15 protein-coding genes and 1 tRNA gene are annotated in these 17,296 nt (G+C 70.0%); 10 read left to right on the forward strand and 6 right to left on the reverse strand.

The annotated features are described in order from the left end of the window. Nucleotides 1-51: 51 nt before the first annotated feature. Nucleotides 52-1,638 carry a beta-N-acetylhexosaminidase gene (locus ACZ7M3_RS22390; RefSeq protein ID WP_472065427.1) on the reverse strand — a complete coding sequence of 529 codons (1,587 nt, stop codon included), beginning with the start codon at nucleotides 1,636-1,638 and terminating at the stop codon, nucleotides 52-54. Nucleotides 1,639-1,723: 85 nt separating this feature from the next. On the opposite strand from ACZ7M3_RS22390, the gene ACZ7M3_RS22395 reads away from it, so the two are divergent. After that, the gene (locus tag ACZ7M3_RS22395) at nucleotides 1,724-2,593 is read left to right on the forward strand and encodes a DUF4429 domain-containing protein (protein WP_472065428.1); all 870 of its coding nucleotides are present in this window, start codon (nucleotides 1,724-1,726) and stop codon (nucleotides 2,591-2,593) included. Between the two features lie 111 nt (nucleotides 2,594-2,704). Here ACZ7M3_RS22395 and ACZ7M3_RS22400 read toward each other — a convergent pair whose 3' ends face one another. Next, nucleotides 2,705-4,270 (reverse strand): purple acid phosphatase family protein, encoded by a 1,566-nt coding sequence (locus ACZ7M3_RS22400; RefSeq protein ID WP_472065429.1) that lies wholly within the window; start codon nucleotides 4,268-4,270, stop codon nucleotides 2,705-2,707. A 164-nt stretch (nucleotides 4,271-4,434) separates the two neighbouring features. Here ACZ7M3_RS22400 and ACZ7M3_RS22405 point away from each other — a divergent pair, with 164 nt between their 5' ends. Together ACZ7M3_RS22405 and glmS are read left to right on the forward strand one after the other, a co-directional pair. Then, a complete protein-coding gene (locus tag ACZ7M3_RS22405) occupies nucleotides 4,435-4,692 on the forward strand; it encodes a hypothetical protein (RefSeq protein ID WP_054232868.1) in 258 nt (85 codons plus the stop codon). 13 nt (nucleotides 4,693-4,705) lie between these two features. Continuing rightward, entirely contained in the window at nucleotides 4,706-6,523 is a 1,818-nt protein-coding gene (gene glmS, locus ACZ7M3_RS22410; protein ID WP_452966122.1) for a glutamine--fructose-6-phosphate transaminase (isomerizing), read from the forward strand. 180 nt (nucleotides 6,524-6,703) lie between these two features. Here the strand turns inward: glmS and ACZ7M3_RS22415 are convergent, their stop codons facing one another. Next, nucleotides 6,704-7,273 (reverse strand): acetate uptake transporter, encoded by a 570-nt coding sequence (locus tag ACZ7M3_RS22415; protein WP_054232866.1) that lies wholly within the window; start codon nucleotides 7,271-7,273, stop codon nucleotides 6,704-6,706. 181 nt (nucleotides 7,274-7,454) lie between these two features. Beyond that, on the reverse strand, nucleotides 7,455-7,982 hold the full coding sequence (locus tag ACZ7M3_RS22420; protein WP_097284841.1) for a universal stress protein: 528 nt from the start codon (nucleotides 7,980-7,982) through the stop codon (nucleotides 7,455-7,457). 324 nt (nucleotides 7,983-8,306) lie between these two features. On the opposite strand from ACZ7M3_RS22420, the gene ACZ7M3_RS22425 reads away from it, so the two are divergent. The 5 genes from ACZ7M3_RS22425 to ACZ7M3_RS22445 all read left to right on the forward strand — a co-directional run bounded on the left by ACZ7M3_RS22425 (nucleotide 8,307) and on the right by ACZ7M3_RS22445 (nucleotide 12,590). Further along, nucleotides 8,307-9,440 carry a hypothetical protein gene (locus tag ACZ7M3_RS22425; RefSeq protein ID WP_472065430.1) on the forward strand — a complete coding sequence of 378 codons (1,134 nt, stop codon included), beginning with the start codon at nucleotides 8,307-8,309 and terminating at the stop codon, nucleotides 9,438-9,440. A 378-nt stretch (nucleotides 9,441-9,818) separates the two neighbouring features. Then, a complete protein-coding gene (locus ACZ7M3_RS22430; RefSeq protein WP_075029202.1) occupies nucleotides 9,819-11,048 on the forward strand; it encodes a helix-turn-helix domain-containing protein in 1,230 nt (409 codons plus the stop codon). Between the two features lie 131 nt (nucleotides 11,049-11,179). Further along, nucleotides 11,180-11,782 (forward strand): oligoribonuclease, encoded by a 603-nt coding sequence (gene orn, locus ACZ7M3_RS22435; RefSeq protein ID WP_382297558.1) that lies wholly within the window; start codon nucleotides 11,180-11,182, stop codon nucleotides 11,780-11,782. 106 nt (nucleotides 11,783-11,888) lie between these two features. Continuing rightward, nucleotides 11,889-11,961: transfer RNA gene (locus ACZ7M3_RS22440), tRNA-His, on the forward strand. A gap of 113 nt (nucleotides 11,962-12,074) precedes the next feature. Continuing rightward, nucleotides 12,075-12,590, forward strand: coding sequence for a GNAT family N-acetyltransferase (locus ACZ7M3_RS22445; RefSeq protein ID WP_472065431.1), 516 nt, complete (start codon nucleotides 12,075-12,077; stop codon nucleotides 12,588-12,590). 2 nt (nucleotides 12,591-12,592) lie between these two features. On the opposite strand, the gene ACZ7M3_RS22450 is transcribed toward ACZ7M3_RS22445, so the two are convergent. Together ACZ7M3_RS22450 and ACZ7M3_RS22455 are read right to left on the reverse strand one after the other, a co-directional pair. Further along, entirely contained in the window at nucleotides 12,593-13,423 is an 831-nt protein-coding gene (locus ACZ7M3_RS22450; RefSeq protein WP_472065432.1) for a serine/threonine protein kinase, read from the reverse strand. Between the two features lie 36 nt (nucleotides 13,424-13,459). Next, nucleotides 13,460-14,515 (reverse strand): LacI family DNA-binding transcriptional regulator, encoded by a 1,056-nt coding sequence (locus ACZ7M3_RS22455; protein WP_261684819.1) that lies wholly within the window; start codon nucleotides 14,513-14,515, stop codon nucleotides 13,460-13,462. Between the two features lie 429 nt (nucleotides 14,516-14,944). Between ACZ7M3_RS22455 and ACZ7M3_RS22460 the strand changes: the two genes are divergently transcribed. Continuing rightward, on the forward strand, nucleotides 14,945-16,276 hold the full coding sequence (locus ACZ7M3_RS22460; RefSeq protein ID WP_121416044.1) for an ABC transporter substrate-binding protein: 1,332 nt from the start codon (nucleotides 14,945-14,947) through the stop codon (nucleotides 16,274-16,276). 5 nt (nucleotides 16,277-16,281) lie between these two features. After that, nucleotides 16,282-17,295 (forward strand): carbohydrate ABC transporter permease, encoded by a 1,014-nt coding sequence (locus tag ACZ7M3_RS22465; protein WP_472065596.1) that lies wholly within the window; start codon nucleotides 16,282-16,284, stop codon nucleotides 17,293-17,295. Nucleotide 17,296: the final 1 nt, after the last annotated feature.

Here is a 17,296-nt window from a genome sequence, read left to right on the forward strand (position 1 = left end):
ATGGAGCCGCAGACGATCGGCGGCACCTCCCCCGCACTTCCAGCGGAGCGCTTACGCCGTGGGCCAGGGCACCTGGGGCGAGCGGTAGTAGCCGATGCCCAGGGCCTCCCAGCGCGGCCCCTGCGCCGCGAGCCGCACCTTGTAGGTGTCCCAGTCGTGCGTCGACGCGGGCGACCAGCCGAGCTCGGCCGCGCCGGGCAGCCGCGGGAAGGTCATGTAGTCGATGTCGGCCCCCGTGACGATGGTCTCCGTCCACAGCGGCGCCTCGACGCCCCGGATCGCCGAAGCCGGCGCTCCCGGAAGGTAGGCGCCCGGATCCCAGTCGTAGGACCGTTTCACCTCCACCAGGCCCGCCCAGTCCTGCCCGAGCGGGGTGTCGGCGGTGTACTTCATGTCGAGGTAGACCCGGTCGGCGGGCGACAGCACGAGCCCCGTCCCGTTCCGCGCGGCCTCGGCGACCTGCGCCTTCTCCGTGGCACTGGTGTCGTCGAGCCCCCAGTACTGCGCGATCGCGCCCTTCACCGGGTGCGCCCCGGTCAGCTGGTGCCAGCCGACCACCGTCTTCCCGTACTTGGCGACGACCGGCTGCACCTTGTCCATGAAGGTGACGTAGTCGGCGTGGCTGGTGGAGTGGGCCTCGTCCCCGCCGATGTGGAGGTACTTGCCCGGCGTGAGCGCCGCCAGCTCCCGCACGACGTCGTCCACGAAGTCGTACGTCACCGGCTTCGCCACGCACAGCGAGCTGAACCCGACGTCGGTGCCGGTGTAGAGCGGGGGCGCGGTCCCGTTGCAGTTCAGCTGGGCGTACGAGGCGAGCGCGGCGTTGGTGTGACCCGGCATGTCGATCTCCGGGACGACCTCCAGATAGCGGGAGGACGCGTACCGCACGATCTCCTTGTAGTCGGCCTTGGTGTAGTAACCCCCGTGCCCGCCGCCGACCTGCGTGGACCCTCCGTACGTGGCGAGCCGCGGCCAGGAGTCGATCGCGATGCGCCAGCCCTGGTCGTCACTCAGGTGCAGATGCAGTTTGTTGACCTTGTAGAGGGCCAACTCGTCGATGTACCGCTTGACTTGCGCGACGCCGAAGAAGTGCCGGGAGACGTCGAGCATCGCGCCGCGGTAGCCGTAGCGCGGGCTGTCCTTGATGGTGCCGCCCGCGACGAGCCAGGGGCCGCGCTGCACGGAGTTCTTCTCGACGGCGGCGGGCAGCAGTTGGCGCAGCGTCTGGACGCCGTGGAAGAGCCCGGCGGGTGCGGCGGCCGTGATGGTGACGCCGCTCTGCCCGCTGTCCAAGCGATAGCCCTCGGCGCCCGTGGACCCCGCCGCGATCCGCAGCCGGATACCGCCCGTGCCCTGCGTGGTGACGGGCAGTCGGTACCCGGTGGAGGGACGCAGGACGTCGGCCAGATAGGCGCCGACCTGGCGGGCCTGAGGCGAGTCCTCGACCCGGATACGGGTGCCGTCGGTGATGCGATACGGGGATCCGCCCGCGTGGACCGAGGCGGGGGCCGGCACCACCTGCCCGAGCGGGGTCGCGGTGCGGCCCGACTCGGAGTGGGCGGCACCGGCGACTGAGGTACCGGCGGCCGCCACGAGCAGCAGCGTACCGAGAAGACGGGGCGTTCTGTGCTGTCTCACATGCGCTCCCTTCGAAGGACCCTGCAAACGAATTGCGAATGGGTGTAGACCACTCTTCCGCAGACCCGGTGAAACAATCCCCCTCATGGCGGAAATCATCCAGAAGGACGGGACGTGGACCTTCGACGGCGACGCGCTGCGGCTGACTCCGGGGCGCGACAAGAACGTGAGCCTGCTCCGCAGAACCTTGGGTGAACTGACTGTCCCGCTGGGAGCGTTGGCGGGGATTTCCTTCGAACAGGGCAAGAAGAGCGGCCGGTTGCGGCTCCGGCTGCGCGACGGCGCCGACCCGCTGCTCCAGGCGACCGGCGGCAGGCTCGCCGAGCCGAACGACCCCTACCAGCTCACCGTGGAGTCCGACCGCTACGGCGTCGCCGAGTACGTCGTGGACGAGGTCCGGGACGCGCTGCTCCTGGACCAGGTGCCGGCCGACCCGGTCGACAGCTATCTGCTCCCGGGCCCCTCCGTGCCGCTGTCCGTCTCCGCCGGCGACGGCACCGCGAGCTTCGACGGCGAGCGCGTGCGCCTGGAGTGGAACTGGAAGACCGAGGACTCCAAGTCCGCCGCCGGAGCCCGCTCGCTCGCCCTCACCGACCTCACCACCGTCGAGTGGCACCCCGCGGTCGGCCTGGAGAACGGCTACCTGCGCTTCACCGTCCGCGGCGCGGAGACCAAGGCCCCACCGAAGTACGACCCCAACTCCGTCGAACTGTGGGGCTTCAAGAAGGACCCGCTGATGGCCCTGGTCGCGTCGGCGGTACAGGCCCGGCTCCCGCATCCCACGGCCTCCCCGGAAGCCGCGCGGGCGACGGAGCAGCCGACCGCGATCGCCCCGGAGGACGACCACGACGCCCTGCTCCGCCGCCTGCGCGAACTGGGCGACCTCCACAAGTCCGGCATTCTGACGGACGAGGAGTTCGCCACAGCCAAACGGGCGGTCCTCAAGCGGATGTAGAAATCCGCGACGAGAACCGCCCGCCAGTCGCTCCGCCTCGCCTTCTAGGCGTACGACCACGTGCCTTCAGGGGCGCGAGGAACTGCGCGACCGACCCCCACCGGCCCGCACCTAACGAACTCGCCGAGCCACCGTGAAGTGGTCAACTTCGGCACCCGTCTCGGCAATGCCCCGCACCGTCAACGTGGCCAGCCGCCCCTTGTGCGCGGGCGTGACATCCACCCGAAGGAACGAGTAGTTGAGGTAGCGCACCCGGGACCAGGCGACCGTCTCGTTCTGCTTGCCGTCCTTGAGGTTGATGAAGGAGGCGACGGAGTCGACCTCGTTCTCGTGACCCTCGTACGACTCCGGGGCGGTGAACGCGTACAGGCTGCGCCCCGCCGCGCCCGCCGTCACGTACACGACACCGTCGGTCTCCGGGTACGCCGTGCCGCCGATCGGCAGCTTCTTGGTGACCGCGTTGCCCTTGATGACGTCCGTGCGCTCGTACTGGTGGTTGTGACCGTTGATGACCAGGTCCACCGTGTACTTCTCGAACAGCGGCACCCACTCCTGTCGCACGCCCCCCTCCGAGGCGTGCGCCGTGGAGGTGCAGTACGCGCAGTGGTGGAAGAAGATCACGATGAAGTCGACGTCCTTGGACGCCCGGAACTTCTTGAGCTGGCCCTCGAGCCATTTCGTCTGCGTTCCTCCGGAGATGCCCAGGTTCGCCGGGATCTCGAAGGAGATGTCGTTGGCGTCCAGCGAGATGATCGCCGTGTTGCCGTAGACGAAGGAGTAGACGCCGGGCAGGTTCTTCTTGTCGGGCCCGTTGTCCGGAAGCGTCCAGCGGGCCTCTTCGCCGCCGTAGCCGTTGGGCGAGTACCAGGCCTCCATGTCGTGGTTGCCGTACGCGGGCATCCACGGGACCTGCTTGGCGACCGTCTCGGTCTGGGCGAGGAACTGGTCCCAGATGCGCGAGTCGAAGCCGGTGTCCTCCTTCTTGCCCGCACCGGCCGGGTCCGCGTAAGCGATGTCACCGGCGTGCAGGTGGAAGGACGGGTTCTGGCCGAGCAGCAGGGCGTCGTTGGCGAGGCCGTGGTAACCGACACCCTCGTCACCGAAGGCCGTGAAGGTGAACGGCTCGGCGTGCGAGGGCGCGGTGGTGAAGGTGCCGAGCGTGCCCAGCAGGTGGGGCGCGCAGGGGTCGAAGCCCGCGTGGCCGACGCCGTAGTAGTACGTCTTGCCGGGGCGCAGGTGGGTGAGCTTGGCGTGCAGGTAGTACTGCGTGTGGTCGCCGCTCGCGCCGACGCCCGCCGGGGTGTAGAGGGTGCGGACCTCGGCCTCGATCTTGCGGGAGAGGTCCCAGGGGTGGGCGCCGATGCGGATGAACGGCTTCTTCACCGCGGCCGGAACCTGCCAGGAGACCGTGATCTCCGTACGCGGGTCATTGCCGAAGGCGAGGTGACGGCCGAAGGGGGCGACGAGGGCGCCGTCGACCTTCTCCGTCGAGGAGGAGGTGGCCTGCGCCGGGGCAGCGGCCTGCGCGACGGCGCCGGGCACGAAGGCGCCGCCCGCGACGGCGCCGAGGGTCACGGCCCCGCCTCTGATCATGTTGCGCCGGGAGAACTTGGCGCGGAGATACTCGTGCTGCTCTGCCATGGTCATGCGCTCGGCAAGTTTCTCCGGTACGCCCATGCGTGGAGTGTCCATGGCCACAGAAGTTGCTCCCGGCAATCGACGCGGCACAAGACGCAGGATGGACAGCTTGCTAACAGCCCCCCATAAGACCTTCAACAGCCACTTGCCCGATATCGGGCAGGATTCTTGCGAATCCGCTCCTGGTACCTCAGGATCAACGGGTGCACGACGAACTTGTTGATCACCTGACGCGCTCCACCCCCCTGAACCGGGGCGAGGCACTGCGGGTGATCCAGGACGTGCTCGCCTACTTCGACGAGACGACCGAGGACTACGTCCGTCGCCGCCACCGCGAGCTCCAGGCCCAGGGCCTGGTCAACGCGACGATCTTCGAACGGATCGAGGCGGACCTGAAGTACCGCGCGGTCGCGCCGCCGGAGCTCACGCTCAGGCAGCTGCGCCGCATTGTCTACGGCTGAGGAATACATATATATGTGCGGAATCGTCGGATACATCGGCAGGCGTGACGTGGCACCGCTGCTGCTCGAAGGCCTCCAGCGCCTGGAGTACCGGGGCTACGACTCGGCGGGCATCGTCGTCACGACGCCGAAGTCGACCGGTCTGAAGATGGTCAAGGCCAAGGGGCGGGTCCGTGACCTGGAGGCCAAGGTCCCCGCACGCTTCAAGGGCACCACCGGCATCGCCCACACCCGCTGGGCCACCCACGGCGCCCCCTCCGACGTGAACGCGCACCCCCACATGTCCGCCGACAGCAAGGTCGCGGTCGTCCACAACGGCATCATCGACAACGCCTCCGACCTGCGCAAGAAGCTCGAGGCGGACGGTGTCGAGTTCCTCTCGGAGACCGACACCGAGGTCCTCACCCACCTGATCGCCCGCTCCCAGGCCGAGAAGCTCGAGGACAAGGTCCGCGACGCACTGAGGGTGATCGAGGGCACGTACGGCATCGCGGTCATGCACGCCGACTTCACCGACCGCATCGTGGTGGCCCGCAACGGCTCCCCGGTCGTCCTCGGCATCGGCGAGAAGGAGATGTTCGTCGCCTCGGACATCGCCGCCCTGGTCACCCACACCCGCCAGATAGTGACCCTGGACGACGGCGAGATGGCCACCCTCAAGGCCGACGACTTCCGCACGTACACCACCGAGGGCACCCGTACGACGGCCGAGCCGACCACCGTGGAGTGGGAGGCGGCCTCGTACGACATGGGCGGCCACGACACGTACATGCACAAGGAGATCCACGAGCAGGCCGAGGCCGTGGACCGGGTGCTGCGCGGCCGCATCGACGACCGGTTCTCCACCGTGCACCTCGGTGGCCTGAACCTGGACGCCCGTGAGGCGCGCCAGATCCGCCGCGTGAAGATCCTCGGCTGCGGCACCTCGTACCACGCGGGCATGATCGGCGCCCAGATGATCGAGGAGCTCGCCCGCATCCCCGCGGACGCCGAGCCGGCCTCCGAGTTCCGCTACCGCAACGCGGTCGTCGACCCCGACACCCTGTACGTGGCCGTGTCCCAGTCCGGTGAGACGTACGACGTACTGGCCGCCGTGCAGGAGTTGAAGCGCAAGGGCGCGCGGGTGCTCGGTGTGGTCAACGTCGTCGGCTCGGCGATCGCCCGCGAGGCGGACGGCGGCATGTACGTCCACGCGGGCCCCGAGGTCTGCGTCGTCTCGACGAAGTGCTTCACCAACACGACCGTCGCCTTCGCGCTGCTCGCCCTGCACCTCGGCCGCACCCGCGACCTGTCGGTCCGCGACGGCAAGCGGATCATCGAGGGCCTGCGCAGGCTGCCCGCGCAGATCTCCGAGATCCTGGAGCAGGAGGACGAGATCAAGAAGCTGGCCGAGGAGTACGCCGAGGCCCGCTCGATGCTCTTCATCGGCCGCGTCCGGGGCTACCCGGTGGCCCGTGAGGCCTCCCTGAAGCTCAAGGAGGTCTCGTACATCCACGCCGAGGCCTACCCGGCCTCCGAGCTCAAGCACGGCCCGCTGGCGCTCATCGAGCCCGCGCTGCCCACGGTCGCGATCGTCCCCGACGACGACCTCCTGGAGAAGAACCGCGCCGCCCTGGAGGAGATCAAGGCCCGCAGCGGCCGGATCCTCGCGGTGGCGCACCAGGAGCAGGAGAAGGCCGACCAGACGATCGTCGTCCCGAAGAACGAGGACGAGCTGGACCCGATCCTCATGGGCATCCCGCTCCAACTCCTCGCCTACCACACGGCGTTGGCCCTGGGCCGCGACATCGACAAGCCCCGCAACCTGGCCAAGTCGGTGACGGTGGAGTAAAGGTCCACCAGCCCACCGAAGCGACCATTGAGGAACTCCCGCGGCGCGCAACCACCTCCGCGAGAGCGGCGCCGGTTTAGGCGCAAAGGACGAGAACGGGTCCCTGTGCCACGCCACCAGCGCACAGGGACCCGTTCCTTCAGGGGGCCGGGGCCGCCCATGCCCCGGCCCGCGCCGACGTCAGCCGGTGGCCGTCACCCCCCGGCCGGCGGCGCGTCCGGGCAGTGCGGTGGGCCAGTGGGCCATGGCCGCCGTGGCCCCGTACCAGGCGAGCGCGCCACCCGCGACGGCGAACCAGCCGCCGACCTTCCCCAGACCTCCGCTGTCGCCGAACTGCCCGACGGCCAGCAGGAGAAGGGCGACGAAGAGCAGCGCGTACGTTCCTCGGGTGAGAAGGGGCGCGCCGCTCGCGCCGGCGGTCAGACTGAGCGCGACGAGCGCGAACAGGAGCAGGAAGAGACCGGTCGCGTTGGCGGACATCTGCGTGCCGGCCGTGACGCCCCAGGTGAACCAGAACGCGCCGAGCGCCGTGAAGGCCGTACCGGTGAAGGCGTCGTGGTCGCGGAAGGCGAACAGCCCGGCTACGAAGAGCGCGATGCCACCGACATAGGTGGCGAGGGAGACGGAGTCGGCCGCTGTCACGCCGTCGATCACTTGGGTGTTACCGAGGCCGAAGAGCAACAGGGTGAGGCCGAGCGCGAGGTGGCCGAGGGTCGAGGTGATGCTTCCCGCGGAGACGTCTTTGTCCACGGCGGGCTCCCTTCATGCATGTGCAGTTGTGCTGCGTGGTACCGGCCGTGCGGTTGGTCCGGTGGCCGGTATGTACCCTTCACAAGGGCACAAACCACCTCTACGCGCGAGTAGATTCATGCCGTTTCAGGTACCCGTCAAAGGGAGTTGACGGTGGGTCAGGGGCGCGTCGGAGGATGCGTCAGGGGATGACGATCACCGGGCGCCGCGCACGCTTCGCGAGCCGTCCGGCCACCGAGCCGAAGATGCGCCCGACGATGCCGTGCGTGGAGCCGACGACGATCGCGTCCGCCTCGTACTCCCGCCCGACCTCTTCGAGTTCGTGACAGATGTCACCGCCGCGCTCGACGAGGATCCAGGGCACCTCGGCCAGATACTCGGCGCACGCGAGTTCGAGGCCGAGCACCTCGGTGCGGTGGTCGGGCACGTCGACGAAGACCGGTGGTTCACAGCCCGCCCACACCGTGGTGGGCAGCCGGTTCGCGACATGCACGATGATCAGGCCCGAGCCGGAGCGGTGGGCCATGCCGATCGCGTAGGCGAGGGCGCGCTCGCTGGACGTCGAGCCGTCGAAACCGACGACGACGCCATGCTTGAAGGCGGGATCGCAGGACTGGCGGGGTTCTTCCGCCGCCAGGGGCTCGGCCGCCGTGGGATCGGCGAGCGGGCGCTTGCGGTCCGCGGGATCGAAGAATTCGTGACCGGCCATGGGTATCTCGGCGTTTAGATCCTCGTGGTGGGGACGACAACGTGCGGCAGAGCTGTGTCCGGGAATCATCTTCCCAACCCCATACCCCCAAGGGTACGGCGGCACGCCTCCTCTGCCCAGATCTCGCGCGCACTGCGCGGCGTTCCCCGGAGCATGCATGAGAGGCGCCCTTAACGCAATGGTTGCTGCCCCGTACAGGCGGTTTGCACAGGGTTCACCCAGGCTCGAGGCCTTTCGTAGGTGACCGGCGGGTCGAACACGCGTTGAACCGATGAGCCACCGTCATGGAGAGCACTGGAGCACCAGGGAACCAGGGAGCAGACCGTGCCAGGACCAGAGACCGCGTCCGACCCCTCCTCCCCGACGCCCGCCACGTCGCCCGGGCCGGACACGGCGAGCGAGGTGGTGCGGTGGGCGGCCTTCAGCTGCGTCCTGGTCCCCGTCGTCCTCGTCGGGTTCGGCACCTCCCTCGCCGGCGCGGCCGGTGCGGCGCTGGGCCTGGCGGCCGTGACCGGTGCCTGCCTGGTCCTGCTGCGCCAGTCCGAGCGCGTCGCGGCCCGCCTCCGTGCGGATGTGCCGGCCCCGCCCCGGGCCCGGCACAGCAGGACCCGCCCCCACGGCGGCGCCCCGCACCACCACCACGGTCGCCCCGGGCGTGGCCGCCGGGGTCGCACCGAGGCGCCCCGCGGGAAGGCGGACCCCGGCACCCGGGATCGCGGCGACGGGGGCCATCGAAGAGCGGGCGGTGCGGAGAGGGGAGGCGGAGGCGGAGGCGGCCCGCGGGACGGCGGTGGCGGGGCCCACCGCGAGACGGCCCGCGCCGAGGAAACCACCCCCGGCGCACGGAGCCCCGACACCGGGACCCTGAGCGACCAGAGTCACGCCGCGCGTGACCGGAACGCGGGCGACCGGAACGCAGGGGACCGGAACGGACGGGACCGGGACGCGCGGGACCGGGACGCACGGAACCCGGACACACGGAACCGGGACGCATGGAACCGGGACACGCGGAATCCGGACGGCCGGGACCGGGACACACGGGATCCGGACGGCCGGGATCCGGACGGACGCGACCCCGGCGCGCAGGCCCACGACACAGCGAACCCGACCGCACGGGACCGGCCCCCGGGCAACCTGGCCGAACGAGACCGGCCCCCGGAGAACCTGATCACCTGGGACCGTGTCCCGCAGAGCCTGATCACGTGGGACCCGAGCGACTGGAACCGGGGCGCACAGGATCCGGACACCCGCGCCCTGGACGCCTGGGGCCGGGACACACGCGACCAGGACACACAGCCCGACGCCCCTCGCGGCGGCGTCCCGCTCGAGCGCCCCGCACGACACCGCGGCACGCAGGATTTGGCCGACTCGCACATGGTGAACGACTTGCGGGGCAGCAGTGGCTCGGGGGCGCACAGGGGCGGGCGTCACGGCGGAGGAATGAAGCCGGTTGACTGACCGGTTTGCGCGCACGCCCCCGCTTCTTTTCAGCCAACTTCGGTCACCCGCGCATCCCTTGCTCGAACGACCCCCCAACCCGCGTTCCACCTGCACCGAAAGCCCTCCGGAGGGCGCGCGCACCCTATGGGGATTGGCCACTGACACGAGGCGCACTTCCCTGCACGGCCCACGAGTGCAACGCTTCGTGATCGAATGCTTCACGCCAAGTTGCCATGTCGACATTCTGCCGACTGCCGAACTGGTCACCTTGGCGCCACGGGACACAGTAGATTCGATCTTGACTGTCTTACGGCGGGGGACTCGTGCAGGACCGAGGGGAAACGTGCAGGAGCGACACAACCGAGGAGCCGCGACCACCGAGGGGGGCTTAGCAGTATGAGCCACGACTCCACTGCCGCGCCGGAAGCCGCGGCCCGGAAACTTTCCGGGCGACGCCGCAAGGAGATCGTCGCGGTGCTGCTGTTCAGCGGCGGCCCCATCTTCGAGAGTTCCATACCGCTGTCGGTGTTCGGGATTGACCGCCAGGACGCCGGCGTGCCGCGTTACCGACTTCTGGTGTGCGGCGGCGAAGAAGGCCCGCTGCGGACCACAGGGGGCCTGGAACTCACCGCGCCGCATGGCCTGGAGGCGATCTCGCGGGCGGGCACCGTCGTGGTGCCGGCCTGGCGTTCGATCACCTCGCCGCCACCGGAGGAGGCGCTCGACGCGCTGCGCCGGGCGCACGAGGAGGGAGCCCGCATAGTCGGACTGTGCACCGGCGCCTTCGTGCTGGCCGCCGCCGGACTGCTGGACGGCCGACCGGCGACGACCCACTGGATGTACGCACCGACGCTGGCCAAGCGCTACCCGTCGGTCCACGTCGACCCGCGAGAACTCTTCGTGGACGACGGAGACGTACTGACCTCCGCGGGTACGGCGGCCGGAATCGATCTCTGTCTCCACATCGTGCGGACGGACCACGGCAACGAGGCGGCCGGCGCGCTGGCCCGCCGTCTTGTCGTGCCCCCGCGCCGGAGCGGCGGTCAGGAGCGCTATCTCGATCGGTCTTTACCAGAGGAGATCGGCGCCGACCCCCTCGCGGAGGTCGTCGCCTGGGCGCTGGAGCACCTCCACGAGCAGTTCGACGTCGAGACGCTGGCGGCACGCGCGTACATGAGCCGCCGCACCTTCGACCGCCGGTTCCGCTCGCTCACGGGGAGCGCTCCCCTGCAGTGGCTGATCACTCAGCGCGTACTGCAGGCCCAGCGGCTGCTGGAGACCTCCGACTACTCGGTCGACGAGGTCGCCGGACGCTGCGGCTTCCGTTCGCCGGTCGCGCTGCGGGGCCACTTCCGGCGCCAGCTCGGCTCGTCCCCGGCCGCGTACCGGGCGGCGTACCGCGCGCGCAGGCCGCAGTCGGAACGGCCGTCGGACGTGGACGGCTCCGCGGGCCAGGCCGGGCCGTCGCCCGTCCTGAACCAGGAGAGCCCCGTGCCGCTGCAGACCCGCCGCACGGCGGCCGCCACCGCCCTGGGCCCGTCGACGTCCCTGTCGACGGAGCCGGGCAAGACGGGCACCGAGCTGTACGCGGCCGGGCGCCTGCCGGGGCAGCGCAGCGCGCCCTGAGGCGATGACGCGAGACGGGGGCGGCCCGGGACCCGACGAGGGTCCCGGGCCGCCGCCGTACCGGGCCACCACGCAGGTCACCGCCGTCCCGGATCTGCCCGTGCGCCGGAGCGCGCCGTAGGGTTAGGGCCATGAACGATCGCATGGTGTGGATCGACTGCGAGATGACCGGGCTCTCGCTGTCGGAGGACGCACTCATCGAGGTGGCCGCGCTGGTCACCGACTCGGAACTGAACGTGCTCGGCGAAGGGGTGGACATCGTGGTCCGCCCGCCGGAGCGGGCGCTGGAGACGATGCCGGACGTGGTGCGCCAGATGCACACGGCCTCCGGCCTCCTCGACGAGCTGGCCGAGGGCACGACACTGGCCGACGCCGAGGCACAGGTCCTCGCCTACGTACGTGAGCACGTCAAGGAGCCGGGCAAGGCCCCGCTGTGCGGAAACTCGGTCGGCACGGACCGGGGCTTCCTGTCGCGCGACATGCCGGCCCTCGAGGACTACCTCCACTACCGCATCGTGGACGTCTCCTCGGTGAAGGAGCTGGCCCGGCGCTGGTACCCCCGGGCCTACTTCAACAGCCCGGAGAAGAACGGCAACCACCGCGCCCTCGCCGACATCCGCGAATCCATCGCGGAGCTCCGCTACTACCGCGAGGCGATCTTCGTCCCGCAGCCCGGCCCCGACTCGGACACCGCCCGCACCATCGCGGCGAAGCACGTGCTGCCCGCCGAATGACGCGTGTCCGGGGCCCCGAGGGACCCCGGAGAAAGCCTGGCGCGAGCACCCCTTCGGACCCTGTACACTTTTTCTCGGCCGGTCAGGGAAACCAAGACCGATCGTGGTGGGTGTAGCTCAGCTGGTAGAGCACCTGGTTGTGGTCCAGGATGCCGCGGGTTCAAGTCCCGTCACTCACCCTGATCGACTGAGGCCCGGTCCGCACAAGCGGACCGGGCCTCAGTCGTACGGCGAGCCGTGCGGCCGTACAGCCGGGTCCGCGCCTGCCCGGCGCGCCCTCTAGGCTCACCCAATGCCCCGACCCCACCTCCCCGCCCACACCCTGCGCACCGCCCGTCTCGATCTCCTTCCCCTCCGTGTCGAACACGCCGGGGACATGGCCGAGGTGCTGTCCGACGCGGCGCTGCACACGTTCATCGGCGGCGCACCCGCCACTCCCGAGGCCTTGCGTTCACGCTATGAACGCCTCGTCGCGGGCTCCCCCGACCCGGCCGTCGTCTGGTGCAACTGGGTCCTGCGACTGCGCGAGGAGGAGTGTCTCGTCGGTACGGTCCAGGCGACGGTCACCGGGGAGGTCGCGGAGATCGCCTGGGTGGTGGGCACGCCCTGGCAGGGGCGGGGGTTCGCCCGGGAGGCGGCGCGGGGGCTGGTCGGCCGGTTGGGTGAGGAGCCCGGCGTCCGTACGGTCGTCGCGCACGTCCACCCCGACCACCGGGCCTCCGCGGCCGTCGCCGCGGCCGCCGGGCTGGGTCCGACCGACCGGTACCAGGACGGCGAAGTCCGGTGGGAGCTGCCGCTGCGGCGGTGACCTCAGCCCCCGTGCGGGCGATTGGCGGCCCGCCACGCGTCGGCGAACCGGTGGACGTCCTCGAAGCGTTCCTCGGGGTCGGACCGGGTCGCCCGGACGATCACCGCCTGCTGGGCCGGGGTGCCCCGCCAGGCGCGTTCCTCGTCGCCCGCGTCCAGCAGGAGCCTGGCGGTGCGGCCCAGGGTGAAGACCGTCGTACGGGTGTCGATCACGGCCCCGCACACGAACTCCTCGGGGGCCATGAACCGGCGCGAACCCGGCAGGCGTTCCTCCTCGACCACGAACGGGCCCGGCCGGTACTCGTCGAGGTCGACCAGGTGGACGACGTCGCCCCCGAAGTCGTACAGCAGCGCTCCGTCGTAGAAGTCGACCGCGACATGCCCGGCGACCTCCACCGCGAGATGGGCGTCGAGGACGCGGTCGAAGGCGTCGAGGACGCAGGAGATCGGCAGGGCGCGGAAGCGGGCCATCGGGCTGCCAGGGCCCGTACGGTCGCGCGGTCCGCCCACCATGGCCGGGTACAGCACCTCGCCCTCCCGCCAGGGCATCACCACCGCCGCGCCGCCGCGCCCCACGGCGATGCGGTGGACCTGCGGGACGATCGCCCGGTGCCGGACGGCCCGGTGGAAGGCCCAGGCCCGTTCGAGCGAGTGCCGGCCGTGGCCGGTCACCGCCTCCTTGACGAACCAGCGCGCCCCGTCGAGCAGCCGGACGCCGTACGACACGCACCCCGAGTCCTGTTCCGGGAACGCTTGGAACACCTCCCCCACCCTGGCCAGGTAGGGCTCCATGGCGGGCACTTCATCGACTCCGAGCAAAGGGTGGAGGACCATACCGATCAGATTGCCCTATCGAAGCCTTTCCGCGCGTCAGGACGAGGCCCGCACCACCAGTTCGGACGGCAGCACGACCTGCCGCTTCTCCAGACCGCGCGAAACCGCGGGGCGGCGGTCGGCGATCTCCCCGAGCAGCAGGTCGATCATGGCGCGGCCCATCTCCTCGATCGGCTGGCGCACGCTCGTCAGGGGCGGGTCCATGTGGCGGGCGATGGCGGAGTCGTCGTAGCCGACGAGGGCGACGTCGTCAGGTATGCGGCGGCCCAGCTCGCGCAGGACCTGGCGGGCGCCCGCCGCCATCACGTCCGAGCCCGCGAACACCGCGTCCAGGTCCGGGCAGCGGGCCAGCAGCTCGGTCATCGCGCGCCGGCCGCCCTCCTCGGTGAAGTCGCCCGGAATGATCAGCCGGTCGTCCGCCTCGCGGCCGGCCGCGCGCAACCCCTCGCGATAGCCGTCGACACGGCGCTGGGCACCGAAGACGTCGAGGCGCCCCGCCAGGTGGACGATCCTCCGGCGCCCCTGGGCGATCAGGTGCTCGACGGCCATGCGGCCGCCGCCGTAGTTGTCGGAGTCCACGGACGGCAGGGTCTCGTCCGCCGAGCGGCGACCGCTGATCACGGCCGGGATCTCCAGCTGGGAGAGGAGGTCGGGCAGCGGGTCGTCGGCGTGGACGGAGACGAGGAGTACGCCGTCGACGCGGTGCGCCGCCAGGTACTGGGCGAGGCGCTGCCGCTCCCGGTCGCTGCCCGCGAAGATCAGCAGCAGCTGCATCTCGGTGTCGGAGAGCTCCGCGCCGACGCCGCGCAGCATGTCCGAGAAGTACGGTTCCGCGAAGAAGCGGGTCTCCGGCTCGGGGACGACGAGGGCGATCGCGTCGGTGCGGTTGGCGGCGAGGGCGCGTGCCGCCGTGTTCGGGACGTAGCCGAGTTCGGCGACCGCCGCCTCGACGGCCGCGCGGGTCGCGTCGCTGACCCGCGGGGAGCCGTTGATGACCCGGGACACCGTGCCGCGGCCCACGCCCGCGCGTGCCGCGACCTCTTCCAAGGTCGGCCGGCCGCCTCCGCGGCCCCGCGCTCCGTGGCTTGCCATGGTCCGCCTCCCGTCGACGCCGCGTGCTCCGCGACTGGCCTGGAATCTAACAGTCCCGTTCATCACCCGGACCTCGGCAACCCGTACGCGGACGAGGTTCCGCCCATCCCGGCCAGGGGCCGTCGCCCGACCGTCCCGCCGGGGCCAATACCCCACTGACACGAGCCACTTCAACCGTCCGCGATGCCTCTCCCGCCCGTCCCCCGGAGTTAGCTAACAGGCCGATAACTGAACGCATCTCTCCGCGTCGGCTCCCTTGACACCCCCGCGCGAACCGACGACTCTTCAACACATCACCTGTGGGAGCGCTCCCACGGTACCTGACACATACACATCCCGCACGTTCCCCGCCCGAGCCGCAGCGAGAAACAACGGGCCCAACAGTGCAGTTGGCCGGGGGGTCGGCACGTCAGGCAACAGGAGGACGCAATGCGCACGATTACCCGTCGGTCCCGCAGTCTGGGGGCCCTCGCGGCCGTCGCCGCGCTGACCACAGGGCTGCTGGCCGGCTGTGCCGACGACAGTGGTGGAAGCAGCGGTGGGAGCAGCAGCGACACGGGCGGAGGCAAGGGCAAGACCACGATCACCTTGGGTCTCTTCGGCACTCAGGGATTCAAGGAGGCCGGTCTCTACACCGAGTACGAGAAGCTCAACCCGAACATCAAGATCGCCGAGAACGTCGTCGAGCGCAACGAGAACTACTACCCGGCGCTCGTCAACCACCTCACCACCAACAGCGGCCTGCAGGACGTCCAGGCCGTCGAAGTCGGCAACATCGCCGAGGTCGTGGGGACCCAGGCGAGCAAGCTCGTCGACCTGTCCAAGGTCTCGGGCGTGAGCAAGACCAACTGGCTGGACTGGAAGTGGCAGCAGGCCACGACCCAGGACGGCCAGACGATCGGACTCGGCACCGACATCGGCCCGATGGCGATCTGCTACCGCAAGGACCTCTTCCAGCAGGCCGGCCTGCCCACCGACCGCGACAAGGTCGGGCAGCTGTGGGCGGGCGACTGGAACAAGCTCGTCGCCGCCGGCGAGACGTACAAGAAGAAGGCGCCCAGCGGCACCACCTTCATGGACTCCCCCGGTGGTCTGCTCAACGCGGTCATCAGCAGTGAACAGGAGAAGTTCTACGACTCCTCCGGCAAGGTCATCTACAAGACGAACCCGGCCATCAAGAGCGCCTTCGACCTGACCGCGAAGGCCGCCTCGGAGGGACTGGTCGGCGCTCAGACGCAGTTCCAGCCGGCCTGGGACACGACGATCGCCAACAGCAAGTTCGCCGCGGTGGCCTGCCCGCCGTGGATGCTCGGCTACCTCAAGGGCAAGTCGAAGCCGGACGCCGCGGGCAAGTGGGACGTGGCCGCCGCGCCCAAGTCCGGCAACTGGGGCGGCACCTTCCTGACCGTGCCCAAGAGCGGCAAGCACGTCACGGAGGCCGAGAAGCTGGTCACCTGGCTGACCGCGCCCGCCCAGCAGGCCAAGCTGTTCAACGTGCAGGGCAGCTTCCCGAGCGCACCCGGTGCCTACAGCCTGCCCCAGGTCACCGGCGCGAAGAACACGATGACCGGTGACACCCCGATCGGCACGGTCTTCGCCGAGGCCGCCAAGGCCATCCCGACCCAGGTGATCGGCCCGAAGGACCAGATCATCCAGCAGGGTCTGACCGACAACGGCGTCATCCTCGTCACGAAGGGCAAGTCGGCCGCGGAGGCCTGGAAGACGGCCACCAAGACCATCGACAACAACCTGGAGAAGTGACCGGTATGGCCACCCGGCACGACACCGCCGCGCCCCCCACCGAGGAGGGGGGCGCGGCCCCGGGCCATCCGCCCGCCGCCGTACCCGACGAGCGGGAACAGCGGCGCCGCAACCGTATGTCCCGGCGCTGGCAGCGGGACATACGGTGGAGCCCGTACGCGTTCGTCTCCCCGTTCTTCCTGCTGTTCCTCGCGTTCGGCCTGTTCCCGCTGATCTACACGGGCTGGGCCTCGCTGCACACGGTGGAGCTGACGGCGCCCACCGACATGCAGTGGGCGGGCCTGCGCAACTACACCCGTATCTTCGACGACGACTTCTTCTGGAACGCGGCGAAGAACACCCTGACCATCGGGATCATCTCGACCGTCCCGCAGCTGCTGATGGCGATGGGCCTCGCCCACATCCTCAACTACAAGCTGCGCGGCTCGATCTTCTACCGGGTCATGATGCTCGCGCCGTACGCGACGTCGATCGCCTCCGCCTCGCTCGTGTTCGTGCTGCTGTTCGGCCGCGACTACGGCGTGATCAACTGGGCGCTGCACGCCATCGGTTTCGACAAGATCGACTGGCAGAACGACAAGTGGCCCTCCCAGATCGCCGTCTCGACGATCGTCATCTGGCGCTGGACCGGCTACAACGCGCTGATCTACCTGGCGGCGATGCAGGCGATCCCGCACGACCTGTACGAGTCGGCGGCCCTCGACGGGGCCAACCGCTGGCAGCAGTTCTTCCACGTGACCCTGCCGTCGCTGCGGCCGACGATCCTGTTCACCGTCGTCGTCTCGACCATCGGCGCGAGCCAGGTCTTCGGCGAGCCGCTGCTGTTCGACGCCAACAAGGGTGCCTCCGGCGGCGCCGAGCACCAGTTCCAGACGCTCGGCCTGTACCTCTACGAGCAGGGCTGGGTGAACCAGCACCTGGGCCGCGCCTCCGCGATCGCCTGGACGATGTTCCTGATCCTCATCGTGATCGGGATCGTCAATTACGTCATCTCGCGCCGGCTGCGCGCCAGTAGTTAAG

It is taken from the genome of Streptomyces sp. NPDC111656 (assembly GCF_055656965.1).